This is a genomic window from Sulfurisphaera sp., assembly GCF_059755235.1.
The window spans coordinates 55,370-74,552 of the sequence record NZ_DBPRYF010000031.1 but is presented as its reverse complement, the minus strand read 5'-3'; the positions used below and the strand labels follow the sequence as shown (position 1 = coordinate 74,552).

Here is a 19,183-nt window from a genome sequence, read left to right as displayed (position 1 = left end):
ATATCTTATTTATTCTTTATCTTTTACATTAATTACTGTTCTATATTTCTCTCTTAACTCCTTATTTGCTGTTCAAAGCGGTAAAAAAATGACTAGGGGAGTATCCAAGTATACTTTATCAGATGTAACAGCAGTAATCCCTGTTTACAATGAGGACACAAAAATCTTCGAAAAGGTGATAAAAACGGTTCATGATATTGGGATTGAATTCATAGTTGTAGGTGACAGTTCTTTAGAACCTTACAAATCTATTACGGAAAAATATCATGGTAAGTTTATTTATGTAAAAGAGCATAAAGGTAAAAGATATGCGTTAGCAGAGGGAATTAAAAATGTCTATTCCCCTCTGGTTCTCTTTTTAGATAGTGATACGATAATTGAAAAAGACTCTCTATTAAAACTTATAAGTAACTTTACTGAAGACGTGGGGGGCATAGGGCCTAATATAAGAATTATGTATGGAAAGAATAAATATGCATATTACTATAGCGAATTCTTCGAGAGATTAAGTGAAATCGTAAATAGAGCAGTAAGTTATTTTGGTAACAGTATAATTTTGAGTGGGCAATGCGTGATTTATAAAACTGAAATAGTCAAACCTTATATCACTTCTAAAGAATTTTTAGAGCCAAAAATGTTTGGAAAGGATATTATAATATCTGATGACAGAGATCTTACGGATTACGTAATAAAGAATGGCTATAGAGCAGTAAAAGTCTTCGATGCTGTAGCCTACACTAAACCACCCAAAGATATTAAAGTTTTTACTAGGCAAGTTATAAGATGGACAAGGGCTAACTATCTCAATTTCATTAAAGAAATCATAGATGGTAGCGTAGGAAAGAGAGGAACATTATACGTTTTCAATGCAATTTATACTAATTTGTTACCTTTATTTACCATTCTTTTCATGTATATGGAATTTGAGAGATATGCCAAGTTATTATTTTCACTAAAAGATTTTTCTGTGAAAACTATTGATATAATATTATTTGTTCCTTCACGTTTTCACTCTCCAGATTTATTATTCTATTTTATTCATTTTGCTGGAACAATAGCCGTGTTGCCCTTTATCCTTGCCTTCGTCTACCTAATACCAGAAGATAGGCTAAAGACCTTAATTTATGGTTCTGTCGCTTTGGTTGTCCAATACTTAGCATCTCTATACGCGATATTTACGTTTTGGTGGCAAGACTGGTTAACTAGATGATCTTTTTCTTATATAAGCCATTTGAAGTTTTATTGTATGTGAACAGATTTTTTCTTTACATTCACACTCTGAATCAATTAGTTTAAACCCTTGTATTCTTATCTTCACGTGATAAAAACCTACGGCACACCTACCAGGAACTAATCCTTCTACTTCTTCAAAATTATCTTTTTTGGATACACGTAAGATTTTGATATCCATAAAAAAGAGTTATGAAATTTCTTTCTTTAATTCTTCATAAGCCTTCTTTACTTCATCTACTGATGCCTCATCTTCTAACGTGGTCACATCTCCGATGGATTGATTAGTTAACACTGCTCTTATCACTCTTCTCATTATCTTTCCACTTCTTGTCTTTGGAAGTTTTGATACAAAGTATATTCCACTAAATGCAGCAATAGCACCTACTTGCTCTCTTACCCAGTCATTTAGACTCTTCTTTAAATCCTCTGACGGTTTTTGACCAGCTCTTAGAACTACAAAGGCGACTGGCACCTCACCTTTTACTGGATCTGGAACTCCTATTACAGCTGCTTCAGCTACTGCAGGATGATGAATAAGAGCTGATTCTAGCTCATAAGTTCCTAGTCTATGGCCAGCTACCTTTATTACTTCATCTGCTCTTCCTAATATCCAGAAGTAACCATCAGCATCTTTTACAGCAAAATCTCCGGGATAAAACATTCCTTGGAACTTGTTCCAATATACTTTTACATATCTTTCTGGGTCTCCCCATATAGTTAACGGCATTCCAGGCCATGGTTTCTTTATTACTAAATATCCTCTCTCTTCTGGCTTTGTTGGATTTCCATTCTCATCAAGAACGTCTGCGTCAATACCGGGTAACGGCATTCCATTAGTACCCGGTTTAAGTGGAATTAAGTACAATCCGGGTAAATGACTTATCATAATTCCACCAGTCTCCGTCATCCACCATGTGCTCCCAAATGGAATGCTTTCTTTTCCAACAAGCTTGAAGAACCATCTAAATGCCTCTGGGTTAATTGGTTCTCCAACGGAATGCATCAATCTGATTGTAGAAAAGTCATGATTCTTATATGTCTCCTCTCCGAATTTCATAAATGACCTTATAGCTGTGGGTGAAGTATAAAGTATTGTAACGCCATACCTTTCTATTATTGATGCCCATCTATCTGGAGAAGGATAATCTAAGGCTCCTTCATACATTACTGTCGTAGCGCCTTCTAACAATGGTCCAAATACTATGTAAGAATGTCCAGTAATCCAGCCAATATCAGCGCTTGTCCACATTATGTCACTATCCTTTATGTCAAATACCCAGTTCATTGTTGCGTGAAGTATTGTTGAATAACCACCAATATCATGCACAATTCCTTTTGGTTTTCCAGTAGTTCCAGAAGTGTAAAGAATGAATAGAGGGTCTTCACTCTTAGTCCTTTCTGGCTCAACTTGGACATTCAATGGTACTTGTTTATACACGTTATCATAATATTCATCTCTTCCATCTTTCATATTTATGCTATTTCCGGTTCTTCTAACAACTAAAACATGCTGAACTGAAGGTGCACTCTCTAGTGCCTTGTCTGCAATATCTTTTAATGGGACTATTTTACCCCTTCTCCATCCACCGTCTGCAGTGACTAGAAGCTTAGCTTTCGCATCATTCATTCTATCTGCTAATGCTTGTGCACTAAATCCAGAGAATACAACACTAAAAATTATCCCTAACCTAGCAGCGGCTAACATAAATATTGGTAGCTCTGGAATCATTGGTAAGTACAGTGATATAGCATCACCTTTCTTTAATCCATATACTTCTTTTAAAATGTATGAGACTCTATTAACTTCTCTGTACAAGTCGTTATAAGTTATATATTTTACGTCTCTTGGATTTCCCTTTTCATCTACAGGTTCTCCTTCCCAAATTATTGCGACTTTATTCTTCCTCCAACTTTTTGCATGCCTATCAACTGCTAAATAAGATAAGTTAATTTCTCCACCAGAAAACCATTTATAAAATGGTGGATTAGAGTCGTCAATCACTTTTTCCCATGGTTTAAACCATTCTAGTTGAGATGCGACTGAAGCCCAAAAGTCTCTATAGTTTTCTGTTGCGATTTTATGTAACTCTTTATAAGTAGAAGGAGAAATAGTTTTACTTTGATATTTACTAGGAATTATTTGCTCGTTGAAGGGAAGAGCCCAATTTACTGACATAAATATAAAGTGAACGTAAAGGTATAAAACTTTTAAGCATACCTATATACTGGTTGTCTTATAGATTAATTTCTTTTTATTCAGAGGAAGTTAACTTTATATTTTTGATATCGAAATAGATATTGATGAGAGTAGCCGTACCAGTAACAAACGGATATGTAGATGGCCCTGGAGAAGGATTAAGTGTTCAAATATATGATGTAGAAAACGGTCAATATAAGTTAATTGAGGAATACGAGAATCCAGCTTTAAGAGCTATGGCAGCTAGAGGTGCTCATATGTTAAAGTCTGCTATAGATAAAGGGGTGAATGCTTTTATAGTAGCTGAGATGGGTCCACCAGGTATTAGATTATTACAAAGCTACAAAATTAAAGCGTATTTAGCAGAAGGCCTAGATGTAAAGACAGCTTTAGAGAAATTGATAAAGAATGAATTGCCAGAATTAAACAGACCTACACATGAGGAACAACATCGCGGAGAATATCATCACCATTAGAAAATTATTTAACAAAAATATTTTTTACGCTATTCTAAAAACATTATATGACCAGACATATTATTTTAGGTAATGGTTCTTTAACTCTTCTTTCTGATGGTAAGCTTACTTACAGAGAGTTGTACTGGCCTTTACCTCTAGATAACCATTTGCATGAAGGTAAAATAGGGATATGGGTAGATGGAAAATTTGCTTGGATAAAAGACTTACAAGTGAAGATAAGCTATGAAGCAGACTCACTATCATCTATAGCGGAAACGGAGTTTAATGATGTAAAGATAAAAATAAAAGACACCGTAGATATGGCTTATCCTATCTTAGTAAGGGAGTTTAGTATTACTACTGACAAAGAAGTAAGGATTTTCTTTCACTGGGACTTTCATATAAATGGTAATGATATAGGTGATACTGCGCTTTTTGATCCATTTATTTCTTCAATTATTCATTACAAGAGAGATAAGTGGTTTTTATTCAAATGTGATATCCCATTTTACCAATTCGCAACAGGGTATAAAGAGACTGAGGGGTATTTAGGTACTTGGAAAGACGCTGAAGATGGTGAACTATCTGGAAATCCAATAGCACAAGGAGCTGTAGATTCTGTAAGTAGTATCCGGGTTACATCAACATCAGTTTTCTACTGCTGGCTTGTCTGCGGAAACAACTATGATCAGGTTTTCCAAAGAAACAACTACGTAGCACGAAAGGCCCCTAGAGAGTTAATAAGAAGGACAGATAACTATTGGAAAGCATGGTTAGTAAAAGCAAGAGATTATGATGATCTTGTAAGGAGAAGTTTACTAGTCATAGCGGCACATTGGCAAAATAATGGAGCCTTGCCAGCTGCTTTAGATACTGACATTATGAGGTTTAACAAAGACACTTATAATTATGTATGGCACAGAGATGCGGCTATTACGTCTATGGCGTTAACTTTGTATGGTTATCAAGATCCAGTTAGGAATCTAATTCTTTTCACTAAACCACTTGTCTTTAATGGATTTCTATTTCAAAAATATACTTGTGATGGAAATTGGGGCTCTACTTGGCACCCTTGGACTACTAGAAGCATACCTATACAAGAAGATGAGACTGCACTAATGCTTTATGCCCTCTGGATCCATTTTAGTAGGTTTACAGATATAGATTTTGTGAAACCCTTATATGCACCATTTGTAAAAAGGATCGCAAAATTTCTTATTGACTATAGGGATGAGGAAACTGGATTACCTCTTCCATCTTATGATTTATGGGAAGAAAGATATGGCACTCACTTTTTCACGTCTTTAGCTGTATATGCCGGTCTAATTGCTGCATATAAGTTTGCTGAATTTTTCGGTGATGAAAATTTGAAAGATAAATATCTGACCGCAGCGAATGAGGTAAAGAAAGGTTTAGAGAAGTTTTATGTCGGCGACCATTTTGCTCGCACAATGTATGAAGATAAGACTTTGGACAAAACAATAGATTCGAGTACCTTATTTGCTTCTTTACTAGGAGCATTTGATCCACGAGATCCCAGAGTTTTGAGCAACAGAAAAGTTATTGAAGAAAGGCTTAACGTAAATGGAGGAATAGCTAGATATGAAAATGACTGGTACTTGAAGCAAGACGACAAACCTAACGCATGGTTTATTTCAACGCTATGGCTGGTTCAACAATACATCTTGGAAGGAGACAAAAAGAAAGCAAAAGGATATATTGATTGGGTAATTAGAAAAATGTTACCCACTGGAGTAATACCAGAACAAATTAGCACTAAAGACACATATCCATCTGTTTCTCCGTTAGTTTGGAGCCATGCAGAATTTGTAAAAACAATCTATTATTATAAACAAGTTTAGTATATTAGAAAGAGATATAATTTTCATATGACATTTTATTTCTCCTCTGCACTAGAGCTTTTTATTATAGTATATTAGCGTATATTAGAGAATTTGAGAACTACACGTAGGTTTTACATCAATTGAATTTGGGAGTATTTTTCTTCTTAAGATAAAATAGTCCAAGATGAAAAATATAATAATTCTTTATGAATATATATAATTGATGTGTGATTATAAGCTTATAAAGTATGATAGACCTTTAAAGAGTTCAGAAAAGATCCTGCTAGTAAGTAGGGAGATATTTAACAAGATTTTCGATGAAAAGTACTTAAAAGTGTTGTCTTCTCAAAAAAGAGATAGTGTAAGCAAAAGTTATTACTATTGTATTCTAGATTTCTTCAAAAATCTTGGTTTGATAGAAGATAATGCGTTAGTAAAAGGTATAGTAATTCCTTTTGTAGTTGAGGAAAATAAAATAATATTAGATAAGGCGCTTCTCAGTGTTACTAAAAATGGAATTGTACTAATGGATTTAAACTCACATAAATATGAATGCGAAACATGTCCACTAAGAGCAGAGTGCAGATATGGCATTAAAAATGTTTCCTCACAATTAAAAGCAAAGCCAAAAGGAAGAACATTAAATGATATTTGGAATAACTTAGTTTCTCAATTGGCAAAGAAAATAATCAATAGAGTTGTTATGGTTCAACTTTAAGTTCTCTATCTAGTATGTTATAAAAATTATGACTAACCTTTTTATTTAATCCCAATGACCTTTAAATTATGAAAGCTTATATAATTTTATGGTTTGTAGTTCTATTAGCGCTCGCTCCGATTGCATTAAATATTCAACATCTTTTCGTATATTCTGATTCCCCTTTCTTAACCAACCAATACGCTAGTGTTAAAGTTAAGAATATACTAATTAATTATTTCAATTACTCTAGTGAAGATGAGATTTATGTGTTAATTCAAGGGAACTACTCGGTTGCTTCTCACTTAATTAACATAACAGCGAGTAAATATCTTCAAAATTTCAAACTTTTGACCCCTTACGATATCTTAAACCAAAGTAATAATACTTATTTTAAGACAGTCAAACCTCTAATTGAGAAAGTTTACAATCAAATTTTACCACTTCATAACTTGTATCAAAACTTAACATTGCAAAGAGAAATAATACTTAGCAACCTTACGAATTTCCAATATCAATTAAACGTCACCTATGGTGCTCCATTAGGTAAAGTTCAGAGCAATAGCTCTACTGTAGTTAAGTTCTTAGGAATATATACGCATTTAAATGGAAGTACATTAGAAAAAGCTAGAAATGCCAGTCTTATCTTATTTAAAGATCCGTTTATTCTCATGTTTTCCTTTAACAATTATACAAATGCATCATTGATATCAAGTACACTATCTAACTTTTCTCCTTCTGACTATGTATATTTAATACACGAAATTACGGGAGAAAACGTTACATTTGAAGAGATTCAAGATCCTTTTAATTACTCAGTAAGCCTCATAGAAAAAGAGTTTCCTCCTCAACCTATTAGTATAAATCAATTTCACAAAGGAGACAAGTGGTTGTTTATTATTCAAGTTCCTTCTAATGAGAGTTTAACAAATGTAGAAAATTTCATGAGCAATCTTAATGCTACAGTAACTGGACATTTACCTATTTATGCTGAGTCAGCGGTTGTAACAGAACAAGATATAAAGACAATTGACGTAGTTACTGTAGCTATCTTAGCAGTTCTCTTAATAGTTTTAATAAGATCGGTTCTCCCAATCATTCTATTAATATTAAGCGCTGTTATAGGGTTAGTCATAGCTTATTCATTACTTTATGTAATGACGTTTTTTGGATACTCCATTTATTACATTTCTGGTTTAGTGATCCCTCCTATTGTGTTTGGAATTACTGTAGACTATTCTATTCTTTTCCTTTATAGATATTTTGAGGAAGCGAGAAAAGGTTCACAATATCCTTTAAATAGAGCCTTTAAAACAGCAGGGAAAGCTGTTGTATTGAGTGGATTAAGTATATCTCTAGGATTTTCATCTTTCATTATATCGTCCTCTCCCTTACTGAGGAATATTGGTATTGCTTTAGTTATAGCTTCTGTATCCTCATTAATTCCAGCACTTCTTTTCATGAGAAGTATGCTAGGAAGCATAGATATAAAGAAGCTTAGTTTCCCAAGGAAGGAAGTACCTAATCCGGTAGACGTAAGACAGAAATATTTGGAGAGGATTTCTCGTTTTGCAATAAATAAGAGGTACTTTATATTGGTAGCTATGGTTCTTCTGGGTATAGGAGCTTTCTATGTCTTCACTACTCACACAACTAACGTTTCAATAAGAGAGATTGTTCCTTCGTCTTCAAATGTTGTAGTAGGAGAAGAAGAATTAGCTCATTTCTACAACTATAGTGTGGACTATGTTATAATTCAAGGAAACCCAAACGCCTCATATTCTAAAATATACAACTTGACTCAAAAACTTATTAACGAGGGGGCATTAGTCTATGGGCCGGCATCAATAGGCAAAACGATATTTAAAAATCCAACTTATATAACTAATTTGTACTATTCACACAACTACTCTTTGTTGGAAGTCTATATACCTTATCCAGTATTTAGCAAGGGGGCAATCAACTTTACGAATCAGTTAATTAACCAAGGTTATCTAGTGGGTGGAAGTAATGCTGAAAGAGTAGATATAGTAGATAACACAGTCCACTTATATTATATAGAGGTTCTTCCTTTAACAATTGCTATAATTACTGTCTATTTAATAGTAGCTTTAGGTTCGATTATAGTTCCATTGAGGCTTAGTCTGACGTTGTTATTAAGTTCTTTAGTCGGTGTCGCAATTCTTTATTTAATTTATGGTAATCTTTATTGGTTATCACCACTTATAGTATTTGCAATTATGTACAGTTTAGGGATAGATTATGATATGTTTATAATAATAAGGATTTTAGAAGAGAAAGGAAGTGAAGAAGATAGAATAGTAAATGCTGTTAAAAATACTGGATTAGTAGTTACCGCTGCTGGACTAATATTAGCTGGTGCTTTTCTCTCTTTAGGGGCTTCTAATATGAGGTTTTTGCAGGAGATAGGAATCGGTGTGGGAATAACAATCCTCTTCGATACTTTCATAGTTAGACCTATATTTGTGCCAGCTATACTAGCAATATTGAAGAAATATAATTGGTGGCCTAAGGTGATGAGCCTTACAAGGGATGATGGATGATTTACTCGATCCTTGCTGATCTTTTATTTCGATATATCTATTTTTAGGTCAGTTAGTTTTATTAGTTTAGATATATCTATTTCGCATATGCAATTCGGAAATAAAATTTTAGGCATCGTTCTAGCATCTCTTTTCGTTCTATCTCTGTCACTAGTAGTTTTTTCACAAACACCACTTACTGTTGATCTCACAGCTTTTTCCCATACATCTCACTTAATAGCACCAGGAGAAAGTCCAGTCCCACTTACGTTTACTGTAGTAAATCTAGGGTCCCCTCTCTTTGATGTTAACATAACCCCTCTTTCAGTATTCCCATTCTCACTTTATGAATATTATAATAATACAGAGAATATAACAATCCCAGAACTTTCTACTGGAAGTTCTGTCAATGCAACCTTCTTATATAAAGTGTCACCTAGCGCCTCAGACGGGGTTTATAAAGCCTATATAAAAATCTCTGGCAAACTACCTAATGGAACTATAGTAAGTAAAAATGTATCTGCTGTTATCCCAATTCTAGGTTATGTTTCAGTCTCTGCGCAATCGGTCTGGGGCTCGTTGAGTTCACCTTTAGTAGTTGCAGGAGGGGAAAACAATTTACCGCTAACTATTGTCTTGGTAAATACTGGAAATGTAGTAGCTTCTAACGTCTCAGTCCTCTTAAAATCTCAATTTCCGGTTAAATTTGAGTCTTCTTCGATAAGTGTTGGGTATCTACCAGTAGGACAACCAGTTGAAGTAACAACATATGCAAGTATTTACCCAAATGCTTCGGAAGGAATCTATACTATTCCGATTCAAGTAGAGTACTTTAACGGAGTAAAACAAACAGTTAACATGACAGTTAACATAAACGGTTATGCTAATTTCTCTATCTCAACTCTATGGGGATCTATTAGTTCTCCAATAACAGTATCTCCAGGGGAAACACAAGTGCCTTTAACATTTATAGTAAGGAACCTAGGAGATGTTAATGCTTTAAATGTGTCCTTGAACTTTAATTCAGAGTATCCTATACAATTTATACAAAAAACAGGGTATATAGGAATAGTTCCAGCTGGCGAATATAATTATGTTACAGTTACTGTCAATGTTTATTCAAATGCTACTCCCGGAGTTTATTACATACCAGTTACTCTTCAATACTTCCAAACAAAAACTACAGTATACACTCCAGTAATAATATACTCACCTAATATAACAGTTAACGCATTTACGATTCCTCCACAGCTCTTCCCTGGATATTATGATGTAGAAGTAAAAGCAATAGTAGTGAATTTTGGTTCCGCGTTAGCTAATAATGTTACTGTATCACTTTCCTCTCCGTTCCAAGTTATCTCTCAAAATACATTTGATTTAGGAGCATTACCTCAAGGCGTACCTGCAAATATAACTTTCCTTGTGAATATCCCCAATAATACAGCTCCAGGCTACTATTACTTTAATTTCACAGTAAAGTATGATGGTGGAAAATATGTTAAAAGTATCAAGATGGAAGTCTATCCAAAAGCAAACCTACAAATTGTTCATGTATATTACCCATCTCTCGGTGCAGGAGCATCTAATGTACCTATTACAGTAACAGTTAAAAACGTTGGTAATGCCACAGCTAAGAACGTAAAAGCTATAATAGGTACTAGCAACGTGATCTATCCATACGTGAGTAGTTCCAATCCTTTAATGGCTCTTTCAGCATCTGAAGTATTTCTAGGTGACATAGCACCTGGAGAAGAAGTAAATGTAACTTACGATATAGAAGTAAGCAGTGGTGCCAATCCAGGTAACTACACTATACCAATAACACTACTATGGAATCAGACTGGTGGTTTATTCCCATTTGTTCAGAATGATAAGTTTACTGTGCAAGTGTCTCCTTCAGCGTTTAGCAACATAGTCTCACAAGGCATTACAGTTGAAGTTAACAACAACAAATACACGATAAGTTGGCTAGCAATAATTATTGTGATAATTATAATAATCTTAATAATTCTTGTTATAGGACTAAGAGGTAGGAGAAAGCACAGTGGACAGTGAATTCAAAAAGGCAGTAGATTTTTATTATCGACATTTACTTTTTATTGAAGGAGAAAATTACTTAGATAAAAGCCTAGAATTTATAAATATTTTTCTCAAAATTAATAAAAAACCTAGAATAGCTTATGCTTTTCATCCATGGGTTTCTGGCTCAAAAGATAGACTAAATTTTTTTAAGCAGAATATTGGTTTACCAGTCATAGATATAGATTATTCTTCCTCAGAAAAATACCTTGGAGAAACATATGATTTAGTAATTTTAGACGCTGTTGACGATTTTAGGCCGAACTATATATCAAGACTAGTTGATATGACAAGGGGTGGAGGACTTACAGTAATTTATACTGATAATTTATATCAAAACAAACTATATAGAAATAGTCTGATAAAAGACGGCATGATTGACAGTTATTTCGAAGATAGATTTTTAAGAAAACTAAAGTCCTACCCGGGGATAATTTATGTAAAGGATAGTAAGGTAAGTTTTAAGACTTTTAATGAAAAAGACGTAAGTAAGCCTAAGCCTAAAATTCCTCAAAATCCTTCTCTTCCTCTTTCTCTTCACAATCTTTGCTTAAGTGAAGACCAGAATAAGGCTTTAGAAGAATCCACGTTTATACTTCATGATGATATTAAAAAAAGAATTTTAGCTATAACTTCCCCTAGAGGAAGAGGAAAATCTGCAGTCGTAGGTCTATTTCTCTCTTACATAGTGAAGAAAAAATACAGAGAACCAACTATTATCATAATAACTTCTCCATCTTACTTCTCTTCCTCTGAAATTTTCAAGTTTTTAATAAAAGGTCTAGAGGTGCTAGGTGTTAAACACAAGATAACTAAATCGAAAGACGGCAAAATCATGAAAGTTTCAGCAGGGGAAGTAATAGTAAGATGGCTTGCCCCAGATCTAGCTAAAGATTATGAAGGGTATTTGATAGTTGTCGATGAGGCAGCAGCTATTGGAACGGAAACTCTGGAATATTTAATTAATAGTTGGAACAAGGTTGTGTTAATTTCAACTATTCACGGTTATGAAGGATCTGGGAAAGCTTTTCTTAAGTACTTAATGAGCTTAAAACAAAAATATACTCTAAAACATGTTACGCTAGATTTTCCAATAAGGTATGCTAAGGGTGATCCGATAGAGAGGTTCATTTATGATGTTATGCTGTTAGATGCTGAGCCGAAAATAAAGCAAAATCCCGGATCTTTCAGAGAAATTAGCAGAGAAGAACTTTTCAAGAATGACAGCGAGTTAAGACAAATTTACGGAATATTAGTTTCTGCTCATTATAGGAATTCTCCAGACGATCTGATGTTGTTGGGCGATTTACATTTTCAAAAGATTTTCTCTTTAGATGATTTAGGAGTATCACAGATAGTATATGAAGGAGGACTATCAGATGAAAAAGTAAGAAGTCTAATGCAAGGTGAGAGTAATTTAGGTAATCTAATACCCCATCGGATAGTAAAATATGAGAGAGTAAGCGAATTTGGAAAACTAAGTGGATGGAGAGTGATAAGGATTGCAGTTTTACCGGAGTTTCAAAGTAAAGGGATAGGCTCAAAACTCCTTTCTGAAGTAAAGAAAGAAGCTGAAAAAGAAAACCTAGACTGGTTAGGTTCATCTTTTGTGATGGATTATAAAGTCTTGAATTTTTGGTCAAAAAACGGGTTCTATCCCGTATATCTTGCTTCAAGGAAAAATGAGGGACTAAATGGGTATTCAGTTATTGTTCTTTATCCATTTAACGAGAAAACAAAAAAGATTGTAAATCTTCTTTCATTTAAGCTCAAAATGAAAATAATAAAAACTGCTCATCAAGTTTACTTTAATGTATCTCCTATCACTTTGGCAAAGCTCTTAGACTCAATACCAATATATCAAAAGGTTAATGATCTTGACTCATATTACATAGAAAAAATTAAGGCTTTCTTAGAGGGAATTCTACCTTATAACTCAGTTGCTGATGCAATCAATATACTAACAGAGAAGTATTTCTGGGAAAGACCAATAAACCTTGATATAATAGAAGAGGCCACGTTAGTTGGTAGAGTACTTCAAGGAAGAAGCTGGTCACACATAAGCTATGCTTTAAATAAGACCCCTAGAGAGGTAGAGGAGATACTTTTAAGTAGTGTAAATAAACTTATGAAAGCTTTTATTTAACCGTGCTAAATTTTAATCTTATGAGATCAATAAGCAAACTTATAATATCATTGTTTGTAGCGGAAGTTCTAATATTTCTAATATCAGCAGGGATACCATATAATTCTCCTGCATTGGTTCAACAGTATAACGGACTCGAAAACTCAACAAGGAACCAGCCTTATATAGGCATAGTTATGAGTATATTTACTAATAATGTTAAAGTTGCAATACTAGACTTTATTCCAATTATAGGTATTATATTTTTAGCATTTTCTATAGTAAACACTGGGATGCTACTAAGTGCGGTATCAACAGCACATAATTTGCCCGGCATTGCATTAGCTCTAGGTTTACTTACACTTCCTCACTCATTTATTGAACTACCTTCTTATGCAATTGCTACAGCATCTGGATTATATATATTAATTAAAAGAAATGATTGGACGAGAGGTATAATAACGTTCATATTAGTACCGGTAGAACTATTGTTAGCTGCACTGGTGGAAGCGAGCCTATTCTTTGTCTCTAACCCTTATATAATGTGGGCAGCATCAGCTCCAATACTAGTAGGGTTGTTTTTCTTTTACGAGTATTTACAGAAAGTTGCTGATAAATACGTAAAAGCTCCTCAAGTCTCTCAAGGCTTCCAAACCGCTCAGTATCAAGCCCCTCAGTTTACCTCATTAGATTACCAATACTTTAATCAGTATAGAGAGAACTGGGCTAAAGCAATAGCGTATGAGACTCAAGGAGATTTAAGCTCAGCTACTAATTACTTATGGTCTTCTGTTATTGACCTAATAATAGCTAATGCAATAAAAATGGGAATGCCTTATTACACAAAAGAGGACTTAGATAGGGTTATACAAACTTTATCAGCTCAAAATCCCCAGATACTTTACCTTTATCAACAAGCGTTTGTAGAAAGATTACAGAATAACTATCAAGCGTTTAAGAGTTACGCTACACAGTTAGCAGCGATTTTACAAAATATTTATCAGACTTCTATTTCAAGAAGGATAGGGTAATGATCTGAACCTTGTATTTTTAAAACTTTGCAGTCCTTTATATTGCTCTTAAGTTCTTCAGATACAAGACAATAGTCAATTCTCATTGCTCTATTTTTAAACCTATAACTTCTCCAAGTATACTCGGTTTTATCAGGGTTTATTAACCTATAAGCATCTATATACCCTTTTTGTAAAATATGATTTATCCACTCTCTTTCTTTAGGCGATAACCCTGGAGTAGACTCGTCCCAGAAAGTTGAGTCTCTTCTATCAGTTACAGCATTAAAATCCCCACATATAATTACTGGCTTTTCTTTCCTCAGTTTATCCATAAACTTTTCGATCTCACTGTCGAAACTTAGCTTAAAATCCAACCTTGACAACCCATCGCCAGCTCTCGGAAAGTAAGCGTTAATTAAATAAAATTTATCAAGTTCTACAGTAACTGTTCTTCCTTCCTCATCGAACTCTGGTATTCCTAATCCTTTAATTACATTCTTGGGTTTTTCCTTTAGTATTGTCATTACTCCACTATAACCTTTCTTCTTGGCAGGGAAAGGGACAAGAGATAATCCTCTCAAAAGCAGGTCTAAAGGTAGGTCATTACTCCTTATTTCTTGAAGTAAAATTGCGTCGTATATAAGGACATCATCCAGACCTCCTTTTCTATTTATTGCTTTTAACCCATTGACGTTCCAGCTAACTATCTTCATGAATTAAAATAAATTCCCCTCTCATTTAAGTTTTCTAAGCAAGAAAAAGAAGAAGAATAAAAAAAGACTACTATTATCTTATTTTAGTCCATTCTTGTAGAATCTATTATCGAAGTAAAGGATATAGACCTCTCTGGTAATGAGTCAAGTTCCTTTAATTGTATTTTATCTTCTTTTTGTTGAAGAACTAATTGTTGCATATTATTTATTCTCTTTTCCTATTTATTAACTTTTACTCCCCGGTTAACTAAGTTAATACCCTTACTAGAGAAGATATTGATATTTGACTTCCTTGTAAATAAATTCTTAGTTAACTATTTTTAAACTATTTTTAATAATAAATAAATATTATCTTTAGGAGATCAGAGAATAGTTAATGAAATTAAAAAATTTTAAAACACGCTCCAAAGTTAAATTATAATTTTAGAGTAGTGACTATTTTTATAATTGAGAGAATCGAGGAATTATGTAGATAAAAGAATAAAATTTTTAAACATATTGCTAGATAGGATTATTAATTTAGTATAAACTTGCGTAAGGGGGGTCCATTATGAAAAGAAAAGATAAAAAAAATCTAGGTATAGCTAAAACACTTTTAGTAGGAATAATAATTGTAATAATTCTAATAGCAGCAGTAGCAGCATACTTTTTGCTACCCAAACACACTGTTCAAGCACAAGCAATATCAGTTGCACCTACTTCATTCTTAGTAATTCAAGGAACACCAATAACTTTCTCCTTCTTTAACGTTCAAAAAGGTGCGACACTCGAAATAAATTTTGGTGATGGTAACGTAATTAATGCTACATCAACTAATGTTACTTACACATATAAATATGGTGGACATTACCTAGTTTTAGTTGAGGAATATATAGGAAATAAACTAGTCTCATCAAATATAAACTCAACATTACCAATCACAGTTCAGCCTTCAATACCTAGCAATCTGTCTGACCTTGTTAGCATACCAACAATTTCATTTAATTCAACAAGAAATCCAACTGCACCCATAGTTAATGTAGGTGAAACCCTATATTTGTATGCTGGTTATTTACAGCCACCATCTGGTCAAAACATGACAATTTATGAATATATTTGGAACTTCGGAAATGGCAAGACATTAACTATAATGGCAAATGCTAGTAATGACTTCTTACCGGAAGTAAACCCAGTTAATGTCTCTTATTCTAGTCCAGGTTTGTATCCGGTAATGTTAACTCTAGTAACGAAGAATGCATCAAGCGGAGCTACATATAACTTCTCTGTTATATATACTATTGCAGTATCCGGCCCAAGCATGACTTTCTCATTGTATCATTTTACTGGAAATGTTCCTAACCCTGGTACAATTACTGTGGCCGAGAACGTGCCTGGAGGTCCTTATTCATTCGACCCACAGATAGACTATGAAAGTGTTGGTTTTGAGGTTGTCAGCAATATATTTGCAACCTTACTAGTCTACAACGGCTCTAGTACTACTAGCTTTATACCTTTTGTAGCTGAAGAATTACCTAACACTTCAAATGGAGGGATTAGTGACAACTACACCGTTTACACTTTTCATATAAGACCTGGTTTATACTTCTCTAACGGAGATCCAATAACTGCTTACGATGTGTGGTATTCTATTGTAAGAGCTTTACTCTTCGTAGGTGGAGAGCCTGGAACTCCAGATTGGATTCTAGCCCAATATCTAATTCCTAATGCTACTGCAGGAGTTCCAATAGTTACCCCACAAAATGAAAATGAAGCGTTTAACCTAATAATGAATGCTGTAACTTACAATAACCAGACTGATACTGTAACATTCCACCTTGTTAAACCAACCCCACCTCAATTATTCTTTACTGCGCTTGCTAATCCATTAGGCTCTGGAATAATAGACGCTAAGTGGTTAGAGCAAGTTGGGGCTGGAATAAACTTCACTCCAGCTGGCTTCTTACAATATGAGCAATATGCTAATGAAGGACATTATAACCAGCAAGTTGAGAATGACCCAGTAGCTTCTGGTCCATACATGATAAAGGATTATGTCCCAGGCCAGTACGTGGTGTTAGTGCCAAATCCATATTTCCCTGGAATTACGATAAATGGTAAAGTAGTAATTCCAAAGCCTAATGATACAGTAGTAATAGAATGGGTTAAAGATCCGCAAACAGCATACGATTTGTTCATCAGTGGACAAGCTGATATAGTTACTGAGCTTCCAACGAACTATATTGCTGCATTGAAGCCTTATATAGCTCAAGGTCAAGCTTTAATGTATCAATTCCCAACACTATCAGAGTTCTTCTTCGTATTTAATCTAAACATTAGTGTTAATGGATTAAAGCAGATCAATCCAAGCTATAATATACCTCCAAACTATTTCGCAAACTTATACGTAAGAGAAGCATTTGCTTATGCCTTTAACTATACTAATTATATAGATAACATAGTAGGAAATGTAAAATATGGATTAGACTTTGCCAGTCCTTATGCTGGAGTTATTATACCAGGTTTACCTTATTACACTCCTCCACCATCATCTTTAGTTCCCACATTCAACTTGACTTATGCTAGAGAATTAATGATAAAGTCCGGAATGTATAATGTCTCGGTATCCTTCCCAATAATTGTGTCTTCTGGTGACACTGTTGACTATGCAGCTGCAGAGATGTGGGCACAAGCTTTGCATGAAATGGATCCAAACATTAACGCCCAACCAATGTATATGCCATTCTCTCAGATAATAGGTTATATGGTCCCTGGGGCAAATCCAATGCCAATCTTCTATCTAGGTTGGATAGCTGATTATCCATATCCTTCAGACTTTGTAAACGCTATGTACTTGGAGAATGGAACTTACCCAGCGGCAGATGGTTGGTATGTATCTTACCTAGAGCAATTAGGATATACTCAAGAAGCTCAAATGTATGCAAACCTTAACCAGTTAATACTTGAAGCAGATTCCGCAACTAACCCAGTATTAGCTCAGCAGTTATATGCAAATGTAACTAATCTTGCTTTGCAACTATACATGTATGTCTACACACAACAGCCGAATGCATTCTGGATAATTAAGCCTTACATGCATGGCTATAATAATAACATAGCTTATGAGGAGAATCCAATGATTGGTGGAGCTGGAGACTCTATATACTACTGGTGGGTAAAGGGATAATTTTTTTTATATTTATATAAGACTTGTTCGAATCTAAAGCATAAGGTGATTGTATGAAGCTTTGGGTATTTATTTTGAAAAGGCTTATCTTTGCTTTTGTCACAATTATTGGAATTACCTTTATAGTATTTGCTTTGCTGCACGTAGGAGGAAATAATTTATTATTATCAGCTTATCTTAATCCTAGACTTAATGGGCCTGCTAAAGAAGAGATGATAAAAGAGCTAACAGAAAAGTTTCATTTAAATGCCCCGATCTATATACAATACTTCTACTGGTTAGAAGCACTTTTTTCTGGAAATTTAGGTTACACTAATACTCCAATATATAGCGGGCCAGTGACTTCAGCAATTTTATTATTCTTACCTAATACAATAACGCTTACAATTATAGCAGCAATCTTAGTGTGGATAATAGGGATTCCACTAGGTGTTTATTCTGCGGTAAGAAGAGATAGCGCTTTAGACCATTCGGTTAGAGTCTTCTCTTTTACTTTATATTCTATGCCAATTTATTTAATAGCGTTTATCCTTATAATCATCTTTGGCGTAGAATTAAAAATCCTCCCATATTCATACCCTGTAAATCCTCTTTTAGCCTCTACCCTGCCATGGTACAAACATGGAATATCTTATCCGACGCACATTGTACTTATAGACGCTTTAATTCACGGGGATCTTGCAGTATTCTGGAACGCTTTACTCCACGCAATACTTCCCTCATTAACCTTGGCTTTAGCAATTGTTGCAGGAATAATAAGGATCTTAAGGTCATCGATGTTAGAAGTCCTAGATCAAGATTACGTTAGGTTAGCTAGAGCAAAAGGAGTTCCAGAAAAAGTAGTGATAAATTTGCATGCCAGAAGAAATGCACTAATTCCAGTATTGACCCTCTATGGCTATACAATAGCTTCATTATTAGGTGGTACTGTAGTTGTAGAGAGCATATTTGATTACCCCGGCATAGGATACTGGACTACCCAAGCTATATTAACGAATGATGTAGGTGGGATAATGGCTGCCACTCTGATATTTGGAATAGTTTTTGTATTGGCTTCATTAATATTGGACATAGTATATGCTCTGATAGACCCTAGGATAAGGTACTAGGTGATAGAA

At 34.3% G+C, this 19,183-nt stretch carries 13 protein-coding genes; 10 read left to right on the top strand and 3 right to left on the bottom strand.

Annotated features, from left to right (window positions below):
* Nucleotides 1-88 precede the first annotated feature (88 nt).
* Entirely contained in the window at nt 89-1,210 is a 1,122-nt protein-coding gene (locus AC3OCB_RS04945) for a glycosyltransferase family 2 protein (RefSeq protein WP_498341140.1), read from the top strand.
* Here AC3OCB_RS04945 and AC3OCB_RS04940 read toward each other — a convergent pair.
* Both AC3OCB_RS04940 and acs read right to left on the bottom strand, forming a co-directional pair.
* Nucleotides 1,199-1,411, bottom strand: a complete 213-nt coding sequence (locus AC3OCB_RS04940) for a hypothetical protein (protein ID WP_498341139.1) — start codon at nt 1,409-1,411, stop codon at nt 1,199-1,201. The two genes, AC3OCB_RS04945 and AC3OCB_RS04940, sit on opposite strands and share 12 nt — an antisense overlap.
* 9 nt (nt 1,412-1,420) lie before the next feature.
* Nucleotides 1,421-3,409, bottom strand: a complete 1,989-nt coding sequence (gene acs, locus AC3OCB_RS04935; protein WP_498341138.1) for an acetate--CoA ligase — start codon at nt 3,407-3,409, stop codon at nt 1,421-1,423.
* A 125-nt stretch (nt 3,410-3,534) separates the two neighbouring features.
* Here acs and AC3OCB_RS04930 point away from each other — a divergent pair, with 125 nt between their 5' ends.
* From AC3OCB_RS04930 to AC3OCB_RS04900, 7 genes are all read left to right on the top strand, one after another.
* Nucleotides 3,535-3,906 carry a NifB/NifX family molybdenum-iron cluster-binding protein gene (locus AC3OCB_RS04930; protein ID WP_498341137.1) on the top strand — a complete coding sequence of 124 codons (372 nt, stop codon included), beginning with the start codon at nt 3,535-3,537 and terminating at the stop codon, nt 3,904-3,906.
* A gap of 47 nt (nt 3,907-3,953) precedes the next feature.
* The gene (locus AC3OCB_RS04925) at nt 3,954-5,750 is read left to right on the top strand and encodes a glycoside hydrolase family 15 protein (protein ID WP_498341136.1); all 1,797 of its coding nucleotides are present in this window, start codon (nt 3,954-3,956) and stop codon (nt 5,748-5,750) included.
* Between the two features lie 205 nt (nt 5,751-5,955).
* Nucleotides 5,956-6,450 carry a hypothetical protein gene (locus AC3OCB_RS04920; RefSeq protein ID WP_498341135.1) on the top strand — a complete coding sequence of 165 codons (495 nt, stop codon included), beginning with the start codon at nt 5,956-5,958 and terminating at the stop codon, nt 6,448-6,450.
* A 68-nt stretch (nt 6,451-6,518) separates the two neighbouring features.
* Nucleotides 6,519-8,993, top strand: coding sequence for an MMPL family transporter (locus tag AC3OCB_RS04915; protein WP_498341133.1), 2,475 nt, complete (start codon nt 6,519-6,521; stop codon nt 8,991-8,993).
* An 87-nt stretch (nt 8,994-9,080) separates the two neighbouring features.
* Nucleotides 9,081-11,027, top strand: a complete 1,947-nt coding sequence (locus AC3OCB_RS04910; protein ID WP_498341132.1) for a COG1361 S-layer family protein — start codon at nt 9,081-9,083, stop codon at nt 11,025-11,027.
* Nucleotides 11,017-13,197, top strand: a complete 2,181-nt coding sequence (locus tag AC3OCB_RS04905) for a tRNA(Met) cytidine acetyltransferase TmcA (protein WP_498341131.1) — start codon at nt 11,017-11,019, stop codon at nt 13,195-13,197. The genes AC3OCB_RS04910 and AC3OCB_RS04905 overlap by 11 nt, the downstream gene beginning before the upstream one ends.
* Nucleotides 13,198-13,217: 20 nt before the next feature.
* Nucleotides 13,218-14,207: a stage II sporulation protein M gene (locus AC3OCB_RS04900; RefSeq protein ID WP_498341130.1), complete on the top strand. Its 990-nt coding sequence runs from the start codon at nt 13,218-13,220 to the stop codon at nt 14,205-14,207.
* Here the strand turns inward: AC3OCB_RS04900 and AC3OCB_RS04895 are convergent.
* Nucleotides 14,177-14,902 carry an exodeoxyribonuclease III gene (locus AC3OCB_RS04895; protein ID WP_498341129.1) on the bottom strand — a complete coding sequence of 242 codons (726 nt, stop codon included), beginning with the start codon at nt 14,900-14,902 and terminating at the stop codon, nt 14,177-14,179. The genes AC3OCB_RS04900 and AC3OCB_RS04895 overlap by 31 nt on opposite strands.
* A 550-nt stretch (nt 14,903-15,452) precedes the next feature.
* On the opposite strand from AC3OCB_RS04895, the gene AC3OCB_RS04890 reads away from it, so the two are divergent.
* Complete coding sequence (locus AC3OCB_RS04890) at nt 15,453-18,065, top strand: ABC transporter substrate-binding protein (RefSeq protein WP_498341128.1); 2,613 nt, start codon at nt 15,453-15,455, stop codon at nt 18,063-18,065.
* Nucleotides 18,066-18,118: 53 nt separating this feature from the next.
* Nucleotides 18,119-19,174: an ABC transporter permease gene (locus tag AC3OCB_RS04885; RefSeq protein ID WP_498341127.1), complete on the top strand. Its 1,056-nt coding sequence runs from the start codon at nt 18,119-18,121 to the stop codon at nt 19,172-19,174.
* Nucleotides 19,175-19,183: the final 9 nt, after the last annotated feature.

Excerpts from the sequence above, each read along its gene's own strand:
- AC3OCB_RS04945 (WP_498341140.1), top strand. The coding sequence starts at position 89 with ATGACTAGGGGAGTATCCAAGTATACTTTATCAGATGTAACAGCAGTA.
- AC3OCB_RS04940 (WP_498341139.1), bottom strand. The coding sequence starts at position 1,411 with ATGGATATCAAAATCTTACGTGTATCCAAAAAAGATAATTTTGAAGAA.
- acs (WP_498341138.1), bottom strand. The coding sequence starts at position 3,409 with ATGTCAGTAAATTGGGCTCTTCCCTTCAACGAGCAAATAATTCCTAGT.
- AC3OCB_RS04930 (WP_498341137.1), top strand. The coding sequence starts at position 3,535 with ATGAGAGTAGCCGTACCAGTAACAAACGGATATGTAGATGGCCCTGGA.
- AC3OCB_RS04925 (WP_498341136.1), top strand. The coding sequence starts at position 3,954 with ATGACCAGACATATTATTTTAGGTAATGGTTCTTTAACTCTTCTTTCT.
- AC3OCB_RS04920 (WP_498341135.1), top strand. The coding sequence starts at position 5,956 with ATGTGTGATTATAAGCTTATAAAGTATGATAGACCTTTAAAGAGTTCA.
- AC3OCB_RS04915 (WP_498341133.1), top strand. The coding sequence starts at position 6,519 with ATGAAAGCTTATATAATTTTATGGTTTGTAGTTCTATTAGCGCTCGCT.
- AC3OCB_RS04910 (WP_498341132.1), top strand. The coding sequence starts at position 9,081 with ATGCAATTCGGAAATAAAATTTTAGGCATCGTTCTAGCATCTCTTTTC.
- AC3OCB_RS04900 (WP_498341130.1), top strand. The coding sequence starts at position 13,218 with ATGAGATCAATAAGCAAACTTATAATATCATTGTTTGTAGCGGAAGTT.
- AC3OCB_RS04895 (WP_498341129.1), bottom strand. The coding sequence starts at position 14,902 with ATGAAGATAGTTAGCTGGAACGTCAATGGGTTAAAAGCAATAAATAGA.
- AC3OCB_RS04890 (WP_498341128.1), top strand. The coding sequence starts at position 15,453 with ATGAAAAGAAAAGATAAAAAAAATCTAGGTATAGCTAAAACACTTTTA.
- AC3OCB_RS04885 (WP_498341127.1), top strand. The coding sequence starts at position 18,119 with ATGAAGCTTTGGGTATTTATTTTGAAAAGGCTTATCTTTGCTTTTGTC.